Origin of the sequence: Paenibacillus lautus NBRC 15380 (genome assembly GCF_004000945.1) — a bacterium.
In the GTDB taxonomy this organism is placed as follows: domain Bacteria; phylum Bacillota; class Bacilli; order Paenibacillales; family Paenibacillaceae; genus Paenibacillus_AQ; species Paenibacillus_AQ lautus.
Window position 1 is genome coordinate 103,124 of the sequence record NZ_BIMF01000001.1, and the last position, 18,087, is coordinate 121,210.

General features: G+C 50.7%; 17 protein-coding genes. 1 reads left to right on the top strand and 16 read right to left on the bottom strand.

The genetic code is table 11. The annotated features are described in order from the left end of the window. Positions 1–20: 20 nt before the first annotated feature. From PLA01S_RS00475 to PLA01S_RS00540, 14 genes are all read right to left on the bottom strand, one after another. Positions 21–1,406, bottom strand: coding sequence for a glycosyltransferase family 4 protein (locus PLA01S_RS00475; RefSeq protein WP_246059257.1), 1,386 nt, complete (start codon positions 1,404–1,406; stop codon positions 21–23). A 167-nt stretch (positions 1,407–1,573) separates the two neighbouring features. Then, complete coding sequence (locus tag PLA01S_RS00480; protein ID WP_127589570.1) at positions 1,574–2,698, bottom strand: CgeB family protein; 1,125 nt, start codon at positions 2,696–2,698, stop codon at positions 1,574–1,576. 46 nt (positions 2,699–2,744) lie between these two features. Further along, positions 2,745–3,836 carry a CgeB family protein gene (locus PLA01S_RS00485; RefSeq protein ID WP_127589571.1) on the bottom strand — a complete coding sequence of 364 codons (1,092 nt, stop codon included), beginning with the start codon at positions 3,834–3,836 and terminating at the stop codon, positions 2,745–2,747. Positions 3,837–4,037: 201 nt separating this feature from the next. After that, positions 4,038–4,346 carry a hypothetical protein gene (locus PLA01S_RS00490; protein ID WP_127589572.1) on the bottom strand — a complete coding sequence of 103 codons (309 nt, stop codon included), beginning with the start codon at positions 4,344–4,346 and terminating at the stop codon, positions 4,038–4,040. A 7-nt stretch (positions 4,347–4,353) separates the two neighbouring features. Then, positions 4,354–4,668 (bottom strand): hypothetical protein, encoded by a 315-nt coding sequence (locus PLA01S_RS00495; RefSeq protein ID WP_127589573.1) that lies wholly within the window; start codon positions 4,666–4,668, stop codon positions 4,354–4,356. Further along, positions 4,668–4,979, bottom strand: a complete 312-nt coding sequence (locus PLA01S_RS00500; RefSeq protein WP_371860379.1) for an alpha-helical endospore appendage domain-containing protein — start codon at positions 4,977–4,979, stop codon at positions 4,668–4,670. Before PLA01S_RS00500 ends, PLA01S_RS00495 begins: the two co-directional genes overlap by 1 nt. A 32-nt stretch (positions 4,980–5,011) precedes the next feature. Beyond that, positions 5,012–5,302 carry a nucleoside-diphosphate sugar epimerase gene (locus PLA01S_RS00505; protein WP_100540750.1) on the bottom strand — a complete coding sequence of 97 codons (291 nt, stop codon included), beginning with the start codon at positions 5,300–5,302 and terminating at the stop codon, positions 5,012–5,014. 71 nt (positions 5,303–5,373) lie between these two features. Beyond that, positions 5,374–6,105, bottom strand: a complete 732-nt coding sequence (locus PLA01S_RS00510; protein ID WP_127589575.1) for a glycosyltransferase family 2 protein — start codon at positions 6,103–6,105, stop codon at positions 5,374–5,376. Next, positions 6,102–6,833, bottom strand: a complete 732-nt coding sequence (locus tag PLA01S_RS00515; RefSeq protein ID WP_127589576.1) for a sugar phosphate nucleotidyltransferase — start codon at positions 6,831–6,833, stop codon at positions 6,102–6,104. Before PLA01S_RS00515 ends, PLA01S_RS00510 begins: the two co-directional genes overlap by 4 nt. Further along, the gene (locus tag PLA01S_RS00520; protein ID WP_127589577.1) at positions 6,830–7,591 is read right to left on the bottom strand and encodes a glycosyltransferase family 2 protein; all 762 of its coding nucleotides are present in this window, start codon (positions 7,589–7,591) and stop codon (positions 6,830–6,832) included. Before PLA01S_RS00520 ends, PLA01S_RS00515 begins: the two co-directional genes overlap by 4 nt. Beyond that, a complete protein-coding gene (locus PLA01S_RS00525) occupies positions 7,588–8,580 on the bottom strand; it encodes a glycosyltransferase family 2 protein (protein WP_246059258.1) in 993 nt (330 codons plus the stop codon). Before PLA01S_RS00525 ends, PLA01S_RS00520 begins: the two co-directional genes overlap by 4 nt. 85 nt (positions 8,581–8,665) lie before the next feature. Next, positions 8,666–9,379: a glycosyltransferase family 2 protein gene (locus PLA01S_RS00530; protein ID WP_246059259.1), complete on the bottom strand. Its 714-nt coding sequence runs from the start codon at positions 9,377–9,379 to the stop codon at positions 8,666–8,668. Positions 9,380–9,701: 322 nt separating this feature from the next. Next, the gene (locus tag PLA01S_RS00535) at positions 9,702–10,265 is read right to left on the bottom strand and encodes a WIAG-tail domain (RefSeq protein WP_127589579.1); all 564 of its coding nucleotides are present in this window, start codon (positions 10,263–10,265) and stop codon (positions 9,702–9,704) included. Between the two features lie 82 nt (positions 10,266–10,347). Beyond that, the gene (locus PLA01S_RS00540; protein ID WP_127589580.1) at positions 10,348–11,493 is read right to left on the bottom strand and encodes a glycosyltransferase family 4 protein; all 1,146 of its coding nucleotides are present in this window, start codon (positions 11,491–11,493) and stop codon (positions 10,348–10,350) included. A gap of 291 nt (positions 11,494–11,784) precedes the next feature. On the opposite strand from PLA01S_RS00540, the gene PLA01S_RS00545 reads away from it, so the two are divergent. Further along, the gene (locus PLA01S_RS00545; protein ID WP_127589581.1) at positions 11,785–12,888 is read left to right on the top strand and encodes a YheC/YheD family endospore coat-associated protein; all 1,104 of its coding nucleotides are present in this window, start codon (positions 11,785–11,787) and stop codon (positions 12,886–12,888) included. A 257-nt stretch (positions 12,889–13,145) separates the two neighbouring features. On the opposite strand, the gene PLA01S_RS00550 is transcribed toward PLA01S_RS00545, so the two are convergent. Beyond that, positions 13,146–16,031, bottom strand: coding sequence for a DUF5704 domain-containing protein (locus PLA01S_RS00550; protein WP_246059260.1), 2,886 nt, complete (start codon positions 16,029–16,031; stop codon positions 13,146–13,148). An 816-nt stretch (positions 16,032–16,847) separates the two neighbouring features. Next, entirely contained in the window at positions 16,848–18,047 is a 1,200-nt protein-coding gene (locus PLA01S_RS00555; protein WP_127589582.1) for an S-layer homology domain-containing protein, read from the bottom strand. Positions 18,048–18,087: the final 40 nt, after the last annotated feature.

The following is an 18,087-nucleotide window of genomic DNA, read 5'->3' on the forward strand; positions in this document are numbered from 1 at the left end:
AGCTCTGCCATTCCCTCGTCTTATGCCTTCCGTCGCCTTGCGGACGTTCTGCGTTGTCTAAGCTTTGATGCCCGTCGCCTGGTCGGTTTTCCTTTTGTTCTTCTGGTTCTCGTGCGAGGTAATATCCGGCGCAGTCCCGCTTCGCTGCGTTTCTTCCGGGTTCGCCTTCCCTGTTTGTGACGTCTCGTCGGGGGAGCAGCCCGATGCTTCGCCGTCCTTGCCGTCGCCTGGAACCATCCCGGATGCTCATTCATCCACCGGGAAACCATCTCGTTCACTCGTACCTGATATATCACAGGACCATAAACAGCCTGCGCTTGCATTCGGTTCTGCATCCCCAAGGAAACTCCCTGATCCGGCTGATCTAGTATGAACCTTACTTTCTCCGCCAAAGAGGCCGTGCTTCCTGAGTCGGCTAGCAGATGCGCACAGCCGGCAGCTGTCAACACTTCCTGGAGTCCTCCTGATGCATAGGCAACGACCGGCTTCCCGTACATCAGGCCCTCCAGTGCCGTCAATCCGAATCCCTCCGGTACCACGCTCGGAACGACAACAACATCAAGCGCACAGTACACCTGAGAGATGTCATCCTGGGGACCGGCGAATATGAATCGGTGCTGAGTCCCTGACCAAGCAATCCGATCGCGGCACAATCTCTCATAGTCCGGGTCCAGCACGCTGCCTACAATGAGAAAGACAGCGTCCGGATAGGCATCCTTGAGCGAAAGCGCCATGTCGATGAAATGATGAACCCCTTTGCTCTCGATCAGAAACGACGATATCATCCCAATTAAGGGTCTGTTCGATGTGATCCCAAGCTTCTCCCGGTAGGAGGCCCTCCACCCCGGCCATGCTTCCGGCTGAATGTCAGACTCGCTCCAGGATGGAGGAAGAACCGTCATCTTCGACTGCCTCACTTCCGGCGGGAAGCTCTCGGCTACCGACTCGGAAATACTGATGATCCAACTGCTGTACTGATGGATTAACGAAGTGGACAAATGGGCATACCCGTTATCCGTAATTTTCTCTGTCAGCTGCCACATCACGGGAATCCCGAGTCGTTTTCCGGCAGCCGCCGGCATAAAATGAACGCAGGTATTGGTAAGGATAACCTGAGGTCCTTCACTTGCTATCCATTTCGTCAAGGCCCGGAATACAGGTGTTGTCATTAATTTATCCGCTTCGTTCATAAGATGGGCACCAGGTGTATATACACTGTAGAGCAATGGGATTTTGTAGATTTTCACCAAAATCCCGGATTGTCTGGCCAGCATGGTCAGTCGGCCTTCATTCGGTGCAACCAGAACACATTCGAAGAATGGAGACAACTGCCCGCAGAAGAACAAAAGCAGCTTCTCCGCTCCCGTAATGCTTGACGGATTGGATACGTGTGAAAAAATCAACATTTTCGGTTTAAAGGCCATCGGTATCGCCCGCATCTTCAGTAACCGTGATTCTCGCAGTACCGGATGCGATCCACCTCCTTTTCACCCAGTTGGTACAATATATTAGGGAGACAAAGATACCGCAACGACGCTTGTTCCCCCAACATTCATCTATTTCTGTGTACCGATTAAGGGAAGATGACCGAGAACAACGTATTCAGCCGATGTGCATAGGTATGCTCCTGATAAGTTCTCTCCAGCGCACGGTGGGCGATATCTTTACGAAGCTGATCGTTAGTCAGGTAATACTCGATCTTCTCCAGCAGTTCGCCTTGCGATCGGTACGTATCGATCTCAACCCCCGGCGTGTAAAAACGCGCCAGATCTGCACGCTCATCACAGAGTTGAAGCGTTCCGCAGGCACTGATCTCAAACGTACGGGGGTTCGGGGAAGCCGCTGGAATATGACCGCTATTTTGATTAATATCATCGTCATCTACCGCACGATGCAGATTGATGATGATCTTGGCGCTGTTGTATACGTCTGCCGTTTCCGCAGGCCCCATCCACTTGTTAATCTCGATTCGGTTGTTATATCTCCCATATCCCGGGAATCGTTCCCACCAATTGCCGTTAATAAATGTGCGGCGCGCCATCAGTTGATCCATAATGGGTTCAAAGAACTGAATCCGTTTCGGATAGGCTGTACCGACGAAACCGATCTCGCGTGTTGCCGCTCCAGGCTTGGCGATCGGACGGTAATGGCCGGGAAATGCAGCGAACGGCAAATAATGAACCTGAGCACAGCCCAAGTTCTGATAATGGGCTACACAGTTCAACTCTAGCGTAAAGACATAATCATAGTGATGAATCCAGCCTAAAGTCATATCGGTATAATACGGATCGTCTGTCATCCAGACGGCCGTCCGAATTCCCATGGCCCGAATGGCATCCATCTGCTCCACCGGCAGATACATGCCGTCCAGTACCAGCACCAGATCCGGTCTGGTGCGACTTGCTTCCGCTGCTACATCCTGCTTCGCATCCGTCAGCGTAAGCTGACGTACCATGCCATGCAGCGTGCCAATGATCGCCTCGTCAATCGGCGAATAGGGAAATCCTTTTCCCGAGCTGACAAACAAAACATGGATCTCCCGCACGGGCGGGGTGTATACAATCCGGTTGACGATGCCTTGCGATTTCCCCCGGAAATACCCTTCATCGTATCCCGCTTGAAGACCGACACTCCTGCCTCGTCCATATGCATCGGATACGGCGGACCGACGTGGTCCTGTAACTAAACTTTTAGGCATCCGCTTCGCTCCTCCCTGATATTTGCTTGAACCCAACAAGTTCATCCTATCGATTGGCCTCGATCAATGTCAGAAGCTCAGGCAGTCGGTGAACATACGTATGTCTTGTCATCGTCGTCTGAAGCGCCCGCTGCGCTATACTTCTACGCTGATCCTCTTGAGAAAGATAATAGGAAATCTTATGTTTCAATTCCGGAACGGAGCCAAAGGTCTCGATATCGATTCCTGGCGTATAATACTGGCTCAGATCCTCACGGATATCCGTGATCTGAAGCGTACCGCAAGCATTGATCTCAAAGGTGCGCGGATTGATCGAACGTCCCGGAAAATTCAGGCTGTTGCGGTTGTCGTCACCGCTTTGGGTCGGCCGGTGCAGGTTGATCACAATTTTGGCACCGTTGTAGAATTTCACGGTTTCAGCAGGCGGAATGAAGCCGCTGTACACAAACGGAGAGAGCTCTTTATAACGGGCAAGTCGCTCCCAGAAGCCTCCGATAATACGAACCTGCTTCCCTTTCAAGAACGGGGCCAATTCATCAAACAGTGCCGCACGGTTGCGGAACGCGTTGCCGATGAAGCAAATGTCAGAACGATATGCCGGCCCTGCCATCGTAGGGGTAAACAGTTCCGGATGAACGCCAAGCGGAAGATAATGCACTTCTTTCACCCCGACGCTTTGATACAATGGAACACAGCTCAGCTCGTGCGTGAACACAACATCAAAATGCTGTGCCAACCCCGGCGTCTCCTCCGTGAAATAAGGGTCATCCACAAACCAAATGGCCGTCCGGAAGCCAAGGTCCCGGAGCTGATTCATCGAATGGCGGAACCCCTCCGGAAATACGTGCAAGCCATTCATGACCAAAATAATATCCGGCAGTTGCTGCAGCGCCACCTCCACCACTTGTTCCGGCGGCACCACGATACATTCCCGAACAATTCGGCCAAGCCCCTTGACTACCCCTTCATCAATGGACTCAAAGCCTTGGGGGACATACAGAATTTTCAGATTGAAATATGGCGAGGGCTCGACTGGAATACGCTCCATCAGCGCACGGCACCCCCCCAAACGGTAACCTTCACTGTAACCAGCCTGGTAGCCCTCCTTCTGACCTGTACGAAACGATAAGCTCACCATCTTCACCCTGTCTCTTATGGGATTTACAAAGGTTCATATAACTATATGCCGAGAGGACGAATGCATCATGGACGACTGTCCCTTGGACCGGGAATTTGGCGTATGCCCTTACGTATCGCCCCTTTGAAAACGGCAAGGAAAAATAAAAAAGAGCGGTCTTCACGGATCCGAAACCTTCCGTGAGAGCCGCCCTGTCCGCCTTCATACGGGTGCAGGAGGGGTTTGCCCGTCTTCATAACCTTTCGCAAATCCCGCTTTAAATCCTTCGTCATAAGCCTGATTATATCCTTGGTTAAACGCCTGGGATGAGGCGGGATAGAACACGCGCCCTCCTCTTCGTAACCGATAGCGACTACGAATCCCCCGGCGTTTACGCAAACTCAAGCTTCCGCCACGACGCCGTCTGGCACCTTTAACAACCTTCAAGCGTCTTACAGCCAAGGACAGTCTCTTGCTGCCGGCATGACGTGCACGTCCGCTCTTTCGTAAACCCGTTAGTTTTACTTTCATCCTGTAATTAACCTCCCGAGTGCGTGGTTTGTTCCTGGTCTGCTATACCGTTGCTTGCAATCCTTCCGGCTGCAAGCCATGGGGAAGAAGGAGATCCCCGTTTCGTTCGGTTCAGCGGTATGCCTGTCAGCATCTCAGTCATGACCGACTGGTAACCGGTCAAAAGCCGGATATTCTCAGCAAGCTTTCGCGAAGTCACGTCGGAATGGGCCGAGACCTCGGCGATATTCTCCAATATGCCGGCCAATGCCTCTTGGCTTCTGGCGATGGACGAAATCATAGCTACCCTTGCTTCATGTTCCCGGTGGGTGCGTGTAATCATTAGTCCGAATCCCCAAACTCAAATTCATCAAAACCTCCGCTTGCAGCCTGTTCATCGGTACCTAAAGCCACACGCAGATTCCGGCAGAGCCCTGATCCGATTCGGGTCAGTCCTTCAATCTGCTCCACGATTTGCTCATGCATCACCAGCGAATCCTTCAATCCGCCGGTAGAGGGATCCTGCGACAGTACCCATTCGCGAACCTTTTCAGCTTCGACAGCCTTCCCCTCCAGGATCAGAGAGGTCTCGCGCTGAATGGCAACGGCTGCTTCCAGCATTCGCATCAAAGACTCTTCTTTGCTCACCTGCATTCCCGCCTCTGTCATCCGGTAAGATTACCGGGTTATTCTTCCTCTTGGTCTCTCAGTTCCTTTAGCACGATCTCCAGGCTATCCGCTGCGGTTTGCTGCAGATCCGCCATGGCGTTCAAATAAGAAACGATACTGCGATTGATTTGTACCGTCTGTCCTCCTGATGATTTCGGTCCTTCAGCGAGCTGAAATTCATATTCAGGAAGTGAATGTATAATTTGAGCCATGCGAACAGCAGCATGGCGCTGAGCTTCCAAAATCCGGGCCAGCTGCTGTTGAGAATGCGAAAGATGCGCTATCATATCATCGATTTTGCTCTCCACGTCGGTACTCCCCTTCACTCTTCTATCGGTTCAGCATATGCGGAGAACGGTGTCTCCGTGCAAAATTCAAATCATAACTTCCCGCTTGCAAATAGGGATGACTCCTCTATCTGTAACCTCTGTTCCGCCGGTATCCGTTCAAGCCATCTGTGCATATGGTCTTCCGCGGAAAGGATCTCTTCATCCCACATACCGATCTCTGCCGGGAGCGAACGTCTGAAGAGCAGACAGCTCAATGGATTGGACGAGGAACCCGACGGAGCTGATTTCTCCTCATCCGCCCATGCTGCTCCTAAACCCGTTGCTGCAGAACTGGCATAGACCATTTTTATAGCAGGCTCACGCTCAAGCTCGCTCACCAGAATCCCAAGCCAGTTATCCATGTGAGGTAAAACATTGGCCAATATGGCGATATACTCGCCAAGTGACGCTGAAATCGCCTTATTCACTACACAGGCAAGATGATCTCCGCTATTCCCCTTGATGTGACGCACGACTCCTCTACGATCATGAATATACCGCCACGTATTTGCTGTGGCGCCAGCATCGGCAACAAGCACCTCATAGAGGTGGGGAGTCATCGTTTCAATATGCTGTATGACTTGAGCTACTGTATCATGGTGAGAATCCGCAGGGATAATAATGCTTGTTCCTTTGAATACGCTGCCCCGGTCCTCCTGCCCAAGCTTTAGCCCGAGAGCATAACCGGCCTGATAACCGGCTCGGTAATGCTCACCCGAAACTCCCCCCTCTCGCTGCTCTCCGGTATGGACTGTAACCCGCACTGCACGCCGTTTTTTCATGGCAATTCATCCTTCATATGCACAGCCGCCTCCTGCAACGATTCAAAGGTGCCGGCATCGCACCACCACTGCTGCAGGATGTCATAGATTAATGTGCCGTTGGCTGCGTACAAATTGTTGACATCGGTAATTTCCAATTCCCCTCGTTCTGACGGACTGATTCGGCTGATGATATCAAATACGCTATGATCATACATATATATTCCCGTCACCGCATGACGGCTCCGGGGATTTACGGGTTTCTCCTCAATGAAGAGCAATTTCCCGCCTCCATCCTCCGCAAATACGGGTACGCCATACCGATGCGGGCTATCCGTAGGACTAAGCAGTACCATGGCCGTGCCGGAAGGCTGCTGTACATAATGCTGAATGAACGGCTTTAAATCGTCCTGAAAGAGGTTATCGCCCAGCAGAACAACGAATTTTTCCCCGTGAGGAATAAACCCTTTCGCAAGCTCCAACGCCTCCGCAATTCCACCTGCCTGCTCCTGCACCTTATAGGTCAGATTGACACCGAAGCTCCGTCCGTTCTCCAAATATTCGGCGTATAATCCAACCGATTTGGAGCCGGTAATCAATAAAATGTCATCGATGCCCGCCTGATGCAGCTTGTGTATTCCATATGCAATCATCGGATGCTTTCCTACCGGAAGCAGGTGCTTATTCATATATTTCGTCAGCGGAAGCAGTCGGGTGCCGTTCCCTCCTGCCAGCAATACGCCCTTCATGATGCGTCACCTCTCTCCTCGATGAATTGTAATGGGTCTACATTCCACTTCTCTACAAACCGTCTCCGGTTTCGTTCAATCAACTCCTGGAATCCGCTCGGAAACCGGGTTCGGAAGCTTGCACTCCCTTCATGGTGCACCAGCACATTACCTGCCACCACCAGCTTGAACCCTGCAAGGCGAGCGCGATAGCAATAATCATCATCCTCATAGTGTCCGGGCGAAAACATCTCATCCAGGTATCCCACACGATCCATGACCGTGCGCTTGAACAAATAGCATAATCCCACAATACGATTCACTTCGTGCCACTGTTCCGGATTCGGTACATTCCAGCGTTCTGCCTCCTGGATGTAGCCCGCTCTGTCCGTATATCCTACCTTCACCTGCTGGATTCCGCTTGCGTAATTCGTTACGGGCCCCACGACCCCGATCTCTTCCTTGCTGTATAACGCTTCTTGCAATAACGTCAGCCACCGCGGCGAGACAAATACATCATTGTTCAGCAGCAATAATTGATCTCCCAAAGCCAACCGGAGACCATGGTTACACGCGATGGGGAAACCGGTGTTTTCCGGCAGCGAGACAAGCAAAAGCCCTTCCCGTACACAATATTCACCGGTTCCATCCCGCGAGCCGTTGTCCACAACGATAATCTCGTAGGGGACATCGGTGTATGCACGGATATGGTCCACACAGGTGCGGAGCAGATGCAGTCCGTTATACGTGGGAATAATAATACTCGTTAGTCCGCTCATAGGCTGTTCCTCCGTAAGGATAATTCCGCCCGTGACACCTGTCCCCATTGAAGGCGCCCGCCAAGGTCTTTCATCGTTTCTCCCAGGGCTTCGATATGATCGCCAATGATCAGCTTTGCCACTGGATTGTCCTTACCCCGATTCGTCTTTCTTCGCCGGTTTACGCTCAAAACATCCACGGTTTGTACCGCTTCAATCCGAAGTCCCTGTCTTATGGCCAACGTCTGGGCTCTGGGTGGGACTGAAAGATTCGCATAACCGATACTCTCCAGCGCCTGCCTTGTCATCGCATGGGGAATAGCTGTTAGCGAATTGGCCATTAGATCGTCACGTCCCAGCATGCGGTTGAGAAATGTTTTACAGCGGGTAACCTCATCTTGGCGGCTAAATTCCGGCAGCAATGGCATGATATCGTTCAATGCCACATCCACTCCGCGATCTGCCGCAAGCAGATAGGAACTCAGTTTTTCCGCAGGCACCGGCATATCCCCGTCCATGAACAGAACGATGTCCCCGGTGCTCATCTTGGCCCCTAAGGCACGGGCCACATCATGTCCCAGCCGTTCGGGAATGTGGATCACCGTAACCCCTTCAAATGCACGCGCTGCCGAGTACGTATGATCATGGCTTCCATTCTCGACGACGATGATTTCATGAAATGGAAGTCGTTTTAGCTCTCGCAGCACCATCGGAATGGAACCCGCTTCGTTGCAGGCGAACACGATTACGGAAGCTCGCCCTTTCAGAGGCGGCAGCAGCGGTGCCGGGATCGACTGCCTGGAACCTCTGGCGTATCCGCGTCGGAACGATTCCGCCACGCCGGGCAGAACGTGATAGAGTTGGCGTTGGGGAATTCCGCTGGAAGCCAGCCATTGACCAAAAGCCATGGATGCTTCCTTTTTGGATGCACCCCGTCTTCTCCCGGACAGACCTCCCGCACTCAGTGCAAGCCGTTCCCAACGACTGTTCCGTATTAAACGGTACGCCACCACCCGTGAGGAACCTTTTCTTAAACGTCTTCGGCTTTTAGATCCTGATCGACTTATCTTTTTATGAACCCATCTTTGCACGTGCTCACCTCACCACGCTCCGTCTTCGTCCACCATCGTGATATCCGCCTCGGACACCACGCTCTGCCATCACGGCTTCCAGTGCTTCCAAATGATCGCCAAGCACCAGCATTTCCAGCGGATCTCCGCCCGCGATTCGACCGGGATTCAAGCGTCCGACTTCCACGCGATAAACCGCCTCCACACGCAGCCCCCGGTTCACTGCAGCCGCTTGCGCTTTCGGCGGAATGGACAGCTCACTTGCACCGATTGTCTCCAGCGCCCGACGGCTTAAGGCATGCGGTACGGCTGTCATGGACGCACCCCGCAAATCAGACCTTCCAAGCATCGAATTTAATGTATATTTCGCAAGAATAACCCGGTGAACCGGCTGCCGATCGATAGGACCGGTATAATCGTTCAAGGCCACATCAACGCCGGATTGAACCGCCTGCACGAAAGGCCTTAACTCACCGGAGGGAATAACCATATCACTGTCTGTAAAAAGAAGAATTCGTCCTTTAGCTGCTTGTGCGCCTACACTCCGTCCCACATCGTGTCCAAGCGGCTCCGGAAAAGACAACACCTTGGCTCCCATCCGTTCTGCGACAGCTGCGGTCTGATCCTTGCACCCGTTCGCAACCACGATAACCTCCGTTTCGGGATGAACCGCCCGCGCTTCTGCTATGACCGCGGAAATCTTACCGGCTTCATTCATAGCGGGAATAATAACAGACACGTAAGGATGGGGGTGATTCTCCCGTGGGATCAGTGGTTCCATAGGACGGTACGTGGTAGGATTAGCGGGTGGCTGCAACGATTCCCTGGAAGGACGCCGAGAAACCGACCTTCTTCGGGGCCTTAACCGCTGCACATTGCGCATACTTGCACTCCTCCTCCCTCGTAACGGTCACTTGCTCCTTGGCAATCTATCCTATTGTATGTTTGCTCTCCTTCACCGTAACGGCAGATGTACGGTTATGCCCCAACGCTTATCCCCATCCGCTATCTGTACATACAAAAAGGGCGGGGAGTATGCTCCCTGCCCTTTTTGTATGATTCTATTGCCCGCCTATCGCTATCCATGATAACCATCCGGCTGCAAGCGGATTACCTGCGGACCTTGTGATGCCGATCATCGCCTGAAGCTCATTCCGTGACCTGACCCCCGCTTGAAACCCGGGGTCGCTGCATGATACCACCATGACATAATTTCCATCGGCATAAGGGGACGGGAGCGAGACAGCAACATCGATGGTGTCGACGCCTTCAGGAAACATGAAGGGCATATCGCCAAACTGCTGCATTAATGGCCTGTCAGGCATCCCTTGTACCGGATTAAAGCTCAAATGCGCCAAGTCCACCGAATGGCTTGCAATTTTAGAGGAAGTAATCGATTCAGGGGATAGATGAATGCTATATACAGAATAGTCTTCAATCGCCTCGCTTCTTACACTGCGATGTCGAAGATGAGCCGAGTCAATCGTATCATCGGCCAACTCATATTCGGCCGTACCACCACGATCAATACCCGTTCTGTACGCGGATGTCTTGAGACGGCCAGGATATCGCCGGTACGGTCTCTTCCCTCTTCCCCTGGTGATCATCCTTCTGGCTTTGTTCACTGTCGGCTCTCTCCTCTGCTTCTAATCGTTACTTCATCCTATTCGGCAAGGGGGGCGCCTGCCACTGTTCCATCGGATACCCTCAGATGGTTTGCATCAAATGAACCCAGCGCTCGGCCGTATGATCCCATCTGAAGCGCTGCCGCACCGTTTCGCGACCGGCCATTCCGATCTGTCTGCGAAGATTTTCGTCCTGTAGCAGAGTGTTAATCCGCTGCGCAAGTCCGGCTGGAAAATCATCGCTCTGGACCAAATACCCCGTCACTCCGTTTTCCACAATTTCCGGAATTCCTCCGGCACTTGAAGCGATTACCGGCACGCCTGCAGCCATGGCTTCGACATTTACAAGCCCAAACGCCTCTCTGGGTGCAGATGGAACCACTACGATGTCTGCAAGCGAATACCAATCCGCAATGGCCGGGTATGGCACAAAGGGCCGGAAGTTTACCCAATGTTGGTATGGTCTTGCAGTTTTTTTCAACTCCCGCACATAAGCGGTTTCCCGATCCGATCCGTATCCGGCGCTCCCGATAATGAGCAGCAGCACATCCGGATGCTTCTCCATGATCTGCGGCAGTGCTTCCAGCAAATGGTGAACGCCTTTATCCGGAATCAGTCGTCCGGCAAACAGGATGATGCGCCGCCCGCTCCATCCGTAATGAGCAAGTCTGGCTTCCCGCAATGCCTTGGCTGCCGGGCTGAAGGGCGGAGTAAAATGCTCCAGACTGACTCCGAGATGATTGATCGTAATTTTATCCGACAGCTCTGGATGTCTTATCGTGATATCTTCCAGCAAAAAACGGCTGTTCACCACGATGCCGTCCATCCACCTGGCAATGTTCCCAAAGCGCTGCTCGCTCATATACGGAGGCGATATAAAGGTATTGGAGTGGAGATTAAGTACAGTCTTTACATCCGGGAGATGCATCTTCAGACGCTGTGCTAACAGCGGGCGATTGTGTACTTCGATAATATCCGGTCTCCATTTCTGAAGCCTCCGCAGCAGGGAAGGATAATAATTCGCTCCCGATGGCAGGCGGTAACACGGAACGCCGTTGATCGTGTCTTTTGAAGGGAGTCCTTTTCCAAGCACTCCGAATATGCGCACATCCATGGCTCCCTGTGCCAATGGAATCGTCTGCTCCACTACACGCTCGACCGAGCTGCTCCTCCCCGAAGGAATAACAAACGACCCCGGCGTCACAACTGCCACCTTCCGCAAACCCATAACTCCACACCCTTCTCACAACTTATCTATATGAAAAACCACTACTGATATATCATTGGTACCCATCCCCTTGATACCAGCAGTGTTTCATTGCCCTAATTCAAAAAAACGCATACCTGTCATGTGTATGGCCTGATACCTTAACATATACCGAATCAGGGTCGATTGGTGACTAATATCCGGTAAAGATTAGGCCAACCACGGGCGACACCCGTCCATCCAGGACAAACTTCCTCCTGCATACGATGTGGTACAAAGACTCCATGATCTATGGTAACAAGGAGGATGACCATGCATCCGGAATTTGTCGGCATTCTGCTCAACAACAACACGTATCGCAGAATTTCCAGCGGGAGAATCGGCACTGAATCACTGGCTAACTATGAAGAAGCCGCTGCCATGTACGGACTGGTTCCTTGTTTTTTTACCATTCATCATATTTCATTGGATACCGGAATGGTGACAGGATATATACCCATTCCATCCGGGTATCGCCGTGTCCATATTCCCATTCCCCGGGCTATCCATATGCGCGCCATCTACCACAACCGACGCGAACTCAAGCGAATCGAGGATCTGATCAAACAAGGAATCTTTGTGTTTAACGGCCGTACGCGCTACGGCAAGGATACGATACACCATATGCTGGAACAGGATTCGGGATTATCGAATGCCTTGCCGCATACGGTAAAGGCTACGCCCATCTCCATTCGATCCATGCTGAGCCAGCATGGTGACCTCGTCTTAAAACCATGCAGCGGCAGCATCGGCATCGGGATTATGCGGCTGAAAAGAAGCACCGGGCACAGTCAGCTGACGTATTCCCGCTCCTCCCCATCGGCTAAAGGATGGAGAACCGTAACGTTAGCCGAGGGCAAGCTTCATCCTCTAATCTACCAGAGAATCAAGCGTGCGCCCTTTCTGGCGCAGGAGCGGATCCCGCTGGCAGAATACAGGGGACGTCCCTTTGACATCAGGGTCACTGTACAGCGGGGAAGCAGCGGCAGCTGGGAAATCGCGGGCATGTTTGCCAAAACCTCACCGCCCCAAACCTTCGTCTCCAACATCGCGCAGGGGGGCTCCGCCTATCAGGTACCTGACATTCTAACCCGCTGTATGCCGAATGCCCCTGTTGGAGAAACCCTCGAGCGCATTGCGGAATTCTCCCTGCATATCGCCCGTATCCTGTCCCTGTTTATTCCGTATGCTGCCGATTTTGGACTGGACATTGGTATCACCGAAGATGGAAGGCTCTATTTCATTGAGTGCAACGGCTGTGATCAACGGTATGGTTTCCTGGAGGCCGGCATGGGAGAAGCGTGGAAGAACTCGTATCGGAATCCAATGGCTTTTGCCCGCTATCTCTACGATAACGATGCCTGGCCCCCGCATTGAGATAAACCGAATGCGTTGGCGTTGATGCTTACGGTTTGATTCCATATGCGGGATACACAGGCCACTGTCTGTAACTAACCTAATGCCATAGAGTAAACAGCGTAGCCTTGGATCAACAGAGCTTTTTCATTGCGAGTACAGCGAGCACAACCAAAACAGCCACCGCCTTTAAGAATAATCAGGCGTGGCTGTTTTGGTGTTATTACGGGTAAGGATTAAGGATCGTCCTCTTATAATAAGTAGGTCAAGTGAAAACTTTAATGAGGTACCTGGGATCTAAAATCCCCTTTGCTGGACTGATCGGCATGATAGAATATGACATCCCCGTCCATCAGAGAAAACCGCTTACCATACGGATCATTATACGTGCGGCTGTATCCTTCAAGCTGCCATTGATTCATGAGTGGGCCATGAATGTATTGCAGATGGGGTTTGGCCCTATTCCCCTCCCGGATCGTCTCGATGTTGAAATTGACCACGATATACCCTTTTTTCAGAAAAACCGAGGATTTCTCGTCCAGTCGGTTCGTCCGTCCATAAGCGGCCAGGTCGGTCCCTTTCTTCACCACGTACACGTCGGCAGGAAGACTGTATTCACCATACCAGCGCTGTACAGCCGCGTTGGCCCGCTCCGTGTCAACGGAGGCCGGCAACCCTGACTTCGGGCCGATCAGTGTTCGTATTTCGGATGGCAGCAGCATCCAGTCGAGCCGCCCTATCCAGGTCTTATTCTTGCTGGTCTTCTCCAAATACTGCCTCAAGTAAGCTGCCGCGGACATTCCCGCCGGGGCTCCGCCGCGGTTGTACAAATATGAAGCGTTATCCTGCAGCTCGCCTTGCGGAACATTGCGCAGCCTTTCGTTCAGAACGACATAACGCTTCTCCGTGTCCTGCGGGGAACCGATCCGAATGAACTTTCGGTTTCCGCTATGGTAATACAGATCAACGGGCTGCCGTCCGCTGCCATCTGGATGAACGAAATAAAAACTCGGTGTAATGGAAATGCCGTCTTGTACACCAAACATATTGCCCTTTGTCTTCAAATCGAATTTGAAGTGGTAGCCTGTCTTTACGGCCGCATTCTTATATCCCTGAGCCGGATGCTTCCCCGGTGCGATGGGAAGTGTGTACGGCAGCGAGTTCCCGCGTGCTCCACCGTCAATATCGCGAAGTCCTGTCCAATAGGACGCGCCGCTTGGTGCCGCACTCCCTTTTTGTTTGCGGAAGACCGTCTCCCAGTTATAATCGGCTATATCCGTGATATGAAAATCATATACGCGTCCGATCACTTCGACCGGTTCTATATCCGTAGCCACATGGTGAGCCAAATCCAGATTCGCGCTGGGCTGTGTCGTAAAGTCGGAAGGAGCGTTCTCCGCAATCGTACGGAAGTATACCTGATAATCGCCTTCATCCACCCATACCGGCAGGAAAAACTCCGTGTCCAGCTGATCCGTCGGGATTGTGATCCAGGTGTCTTTTGGATAAAAGGTGCTCCTGTCGCTGCTGTAGACATCGAACGGAAAATACACCTGCTTCGATCTTACATACTTCGCATAGTCCCGATCTCCGTATCCCTGGATGTTCCGATGCTGACCCGAGGTAGGGATGCGTACCGTAAACGGCCGATCCAAGATGAAAGCAGACCGATTCGGGTTCGGGGTCGTCTTCTGATTGTGGGCCTGATCATCCGTCACCGACGAATAATTGACTACCGGCGTGTGGACGGTGACGGTGTTAATGGCATTGACGGGAAAGGATAGATTAGATCCGCCATTAATGTTGCCGGGTATGAGATCATAATTTATCGTTCCTGTGCTCGTCGTATTCGCTTTATTCAATAATGTATTGCTGATGAGATAGTTTCTGCCGTACAGGACGTCTCTTTGAATCGTCGCAGCCGGGGGAATGATCCCTGGTGTTGGTGCCGTCCCTTGCGCCCAGCTGTCATTCATTACGGTAGATCCGTTAAACAGGACTCTATCATTTTTCACCTGGTTTTGACCTACAGCCGACTCCACTGCGGATGTAAAATCCGTTGTCGGTAATGCTGGCCTGCTCGAACCGCCTGAAACGGTTTCTGTTCCTAGATCTACTTCTTCGCATGGTGCAGGCTCCACATGATCGTCAACGTTCGCGCTATGATCGGATGTAAGGACAGGAGGGGTGTAGCCGGTTGGAGTAAGGTTCACCGAACCGCCAGGTAATGCATAATTATTAACGGTTGTTTTGGCTAGCTTATATACCTCCAGGTTATCGATTTGCCAGTAGGAATACGGCCTGGTTATCGTAACTTGTTCTTCTACCGGAACCTCTTCTTCCATGGGTTCATCAGGCGTGCCGGGATCATCCGGACCCGAACTTGGTTCTCCCGGTATCATCCAGGTGAGAATATACGTCTTTTTGACGGGAACGGTATAGGTAATTTCCCCCGACATGTTTGCCCATTGGTTCTTATACAGATAGTTGAGTCCGAACACATTGACGTATAGGGATTCCGAAGTCGGTATCCCGTCCAGAACATCAAACTTCTCAGAGTCTCGATTGTCCGCTTTGATTACGCCCGTTGCCACGGGATCCATCACCGTATGCGATGTAATGGTTCCCTTTCTCGCCGCACCGATTTGGATTCCGCATGTGTTGGGTGGGCCACCTGGTCCTCCCGGATCTCCTTCACCGGTATTCCCGCAAGAAGAGCCTGTTCCAACCTGAATCGAGGTATCGGCGGTTTCATCCAGTGCCTGGGCCGTATCTTTAAAATGAGCTGTAATCGTCGCTTGCCCCGTCGTTGCTACGGCTGTCACTACACCTGACGCATTGATAGTCATGACACTGCTATCCGAGCTTCGCCAGGTCAACTTGTCGTGTCTTTGCAGATTGTATGTACTTCCGTCTACCTTCGTTAATTTCGCTGTGAGCTGAATGGTACCGGACGGTGGCACGCACGTCGCGCCTGTGATTTCTAAGCCTGATGTTCCATCTGCAAAGGTGGCTCGAAGGAGTTTGTCTTTGTACATATAAGTGTAGGAATCAAAGTCGACGAAAAACTTCGAGAAGTACCAAACTTGCTTCGCACCTGGATTTGCCCAGTATCGGTTGTAAGTGTCGTTATTGAAGGTTTGGGAGAAGTTTATAATTATCACATCTAGGTCGCTATTATTATTTTCCACTTTTGCAACCTCTCCACCAACAGTACTTGGATCTGTTCTTCCAGTTGTACCATGAACGTCAGGAATTAAAGTTCTAAAATCTATTTCTATGTTAGAAGCTTTCAATTCATTCGATATTGCACCACTACGAATCCATGTGCCGTTTAGGGGGCTACTTGGTTCGAGTATCAAAAAGGCTTCTGTTCGATTGATCCTTGCTTCCAATTTGGGATCCGTACACCCTGGATACTTAGGTAATTGACGTCCTTGTATAGTTTCTTTCTCCACATTAACATTACATCTCGGATCACTATTATCCATAATCAATCCAGTTGTACTTGAAGCCTTCCAAAGTTGTCCATAACCATTCCCAGCATCGTTCACAGACCATCTATCCCAATAATATACTCCTCCATAATTTGTATTCCCCTGAGATCTTACGTTCAATTTTGTACCACTCAAGGTATCCTTTCCTGTCCAGGTTGTTGAGCCATGTGAAAAACCGTTAATTGATCTTATTGGCGCATTGGTGGCTTTATTAACCCATTCAAGTTTCTTAATTATCTTTCCTGGAGGTGCATTTACAGTAATTCTTTGCGTCTCTAATTCCTTTTTTGCTGAAAATTTATAACCACTATAATCATAATCTTTAGAATCGACTACAAATTCATAGCTAATGTCCTGTGTGAGATCATTAGCAGCATTTACTGCTTGTCCAAGAGGAATATAGTTAGATAGCAAAAATATTAAACTGAAATTAATTAGTACAATATAGTACTTCGGGTTGTTCTTCATTTGATCCTAATCTCCTTATCTGATTAGAATCGATCTAGAAAGAGTATTTTGATAGACACGCGCGCCCGCTGTAATAGTCTCTACTATTACATTCAAATTCCCCCTCGTACTAAACCCCGTTTTGGGAATAACTAAACCATTCACCTGTCTCTTGGAATCTCTTGATTCAATAGGATAAGGCATATTCAGATTAGCACCATTCGGTTTACCATTATAACCCAAAATATTTAAACTTAACGTATCAAATGGATACAATTTAGGCTTCTTATTCACTACATAATGAGATTTTAAAATGATAACGTAAGCCTGCAGATCATCTGTGAAAATATTTGATTTCGCTCCAAAAACCCAAACCAGCTTCTCTTTACTAGGAAGAAGCTTGCGATTTGGATCTTTCGGATCGTTCCAATCAATAGCTATTAGTTCATCTACTTGCGCTACAACAGACCCATCCGGTGCACCGAATTGCAGCTTCGAAAGCTTCCAAGAATCGATACCTACATTTTTGTTATTGTTATCCGGCCCATTAAAAATCTCCGGTGCCACCGAGAAAATATTCGTTTTATGCCAATACACTTCAGCCGCAGCTACGGCATATTTATCAACGGGGAGCGCCTTGCCGCTTTTTACCTGAAGCAAACGCTCTATAACCGCAATGGCTTGAGCCCTTGTCGTAGTGCCCGTAGGAGATATTACGCCAGGCGCGGTCCCCGATATGATGCCATCCTTGGATGCAAGATACATCCACTGCTTGTCTTCCACATTCTTATATCCCAGCGCTTTTACCGCTAGCTTAGCCATCTCTTCACGCGTCATTCGTTCCGTTAAGTTACTGTTTCCGATATCGCCAGCCTTATAGATTCCTGCCGATTCTGCGGCAGCCACGTATGGAGCATACCAGGAACCTGAACTTAAGGAAGCCACCTCAATATTCATGGCTGAAACCGCCATTTTAATAAATTCCGCTCGGGTTACCTGTTTGTTGGGCAGGAATCTTTTATCCGGATAACCATCCACATAACCTCGTTGTATTGCATCTTGAATAGCTGCCTGGGCCCAGTGGCCTTGAATATCCGTAAAATGGCTCGTCTTCGTCTCACGAGACTCTACCATTTTGTCTGCGTTGCTCTCTTGCGCTGCCTCCACCGTGTTCAGATAGAAGCTTCCGACAAACAGGGATAATGCCGTTAATACACTGATCGAGATCTTCTTCATGAATATCCTCCTATACAAGTTGTGGAATAAACCTATGCCC

What these genes read in the sequence shown, in the direction of transcription:
- PLA01S_RS00540 (WP_127589580.1), bottom strand. Translation starts at nt 11,493, where the DNA reads ATGGGTTTGCGGAAGGTGGCAGTTGTGACGCCGGGGTCGTTTGTTATT.
- PLA01S_RS00545 (WP_127589581.1), top strand. Translation starts at nt 11,785, where the DNA reads ATGCATCCGGAATTTGTCGGCATTCTGCTCAACAACAACACGTATCGC.
- PLA01S_RS00480 (WP_127589570.1), bottom strand. Translation starts at nt 2,698, where the DNA reads ATGCCTAAAAGTTTAGTTACAGGACCACGTCGGTCCGCCGTATCCGAT.
- PLA01S_RS00485 (WP_127589571.1), bottom strand. Translation starts at nt 3,836, where the DNA reads ATGGTGAGCTTATCGTTTCGTACAGGTCAGAAGGAGGGCTACCAGGCT.
- PLA01S_RS00475 (WP_246059257.1), bottom strand. Translation starts at nt 1,406, where the DNA reads ATGTTGATTTTTTCACACGTATCCAATCCGTCAAGCATTACGGGAGCG.
- PLA01S_RS00555 (WP_127589582.1), bottom strand. Translation starts at nt 18,047, where the DNA reads ATGAAGAAGATCTCGATCAGTGTATTAACGGCATTATCCCTGTTTGTC.
- PLA01S_RS00500 (WP_371860379.1), bottom strand. Translation starts at nt 4,979, where the DNA reads ATGCAGGTGAGCAAAGAAGAGTCTTTGATGCGAATGCTGGAAGCAGCC.
- PLA01S_RS00515 (WP_127589576.1), bottom strand. Translation starts at nt 6,833, where the DNA reads ATGAAGGGCGTATTGCTGGCAGGAGGGAACGGCACCCGACTGCTTCCG.
- PLA01S_RS00490 (WP_127589572.1), bottom strand. Translation starts at nt 4,346, where the DNA reads ATGAAAGTAAAACTAACGGGTTTACGAAAGAGCGGACGTGCACGTCAT.
- PLA01S_RS00510 (WP_127589575.1), bottom strand. Translation starts at nt 6,105, where the DNA reads ATGAAAAAACGGCGTGCAGTGCGGGTTACAGTCCATACCGGAGAGCAG.
- PLA01S_RS00520 (WP_127589577.1), bottom strand. Translation starts at nt 7,591, where the DNA reads ATGAGCGGACTAACGAGTATTATTATTCCCACGTATAACGGACTGCAT.
- PLA01S_RS00495 (WP_127589573.1), bottom strand. Translation starts at nt 4,668, where the DNA reads ATGATTACACGCACCCACCGGGAACATGAAGCAAGGGTAGCTATGATT.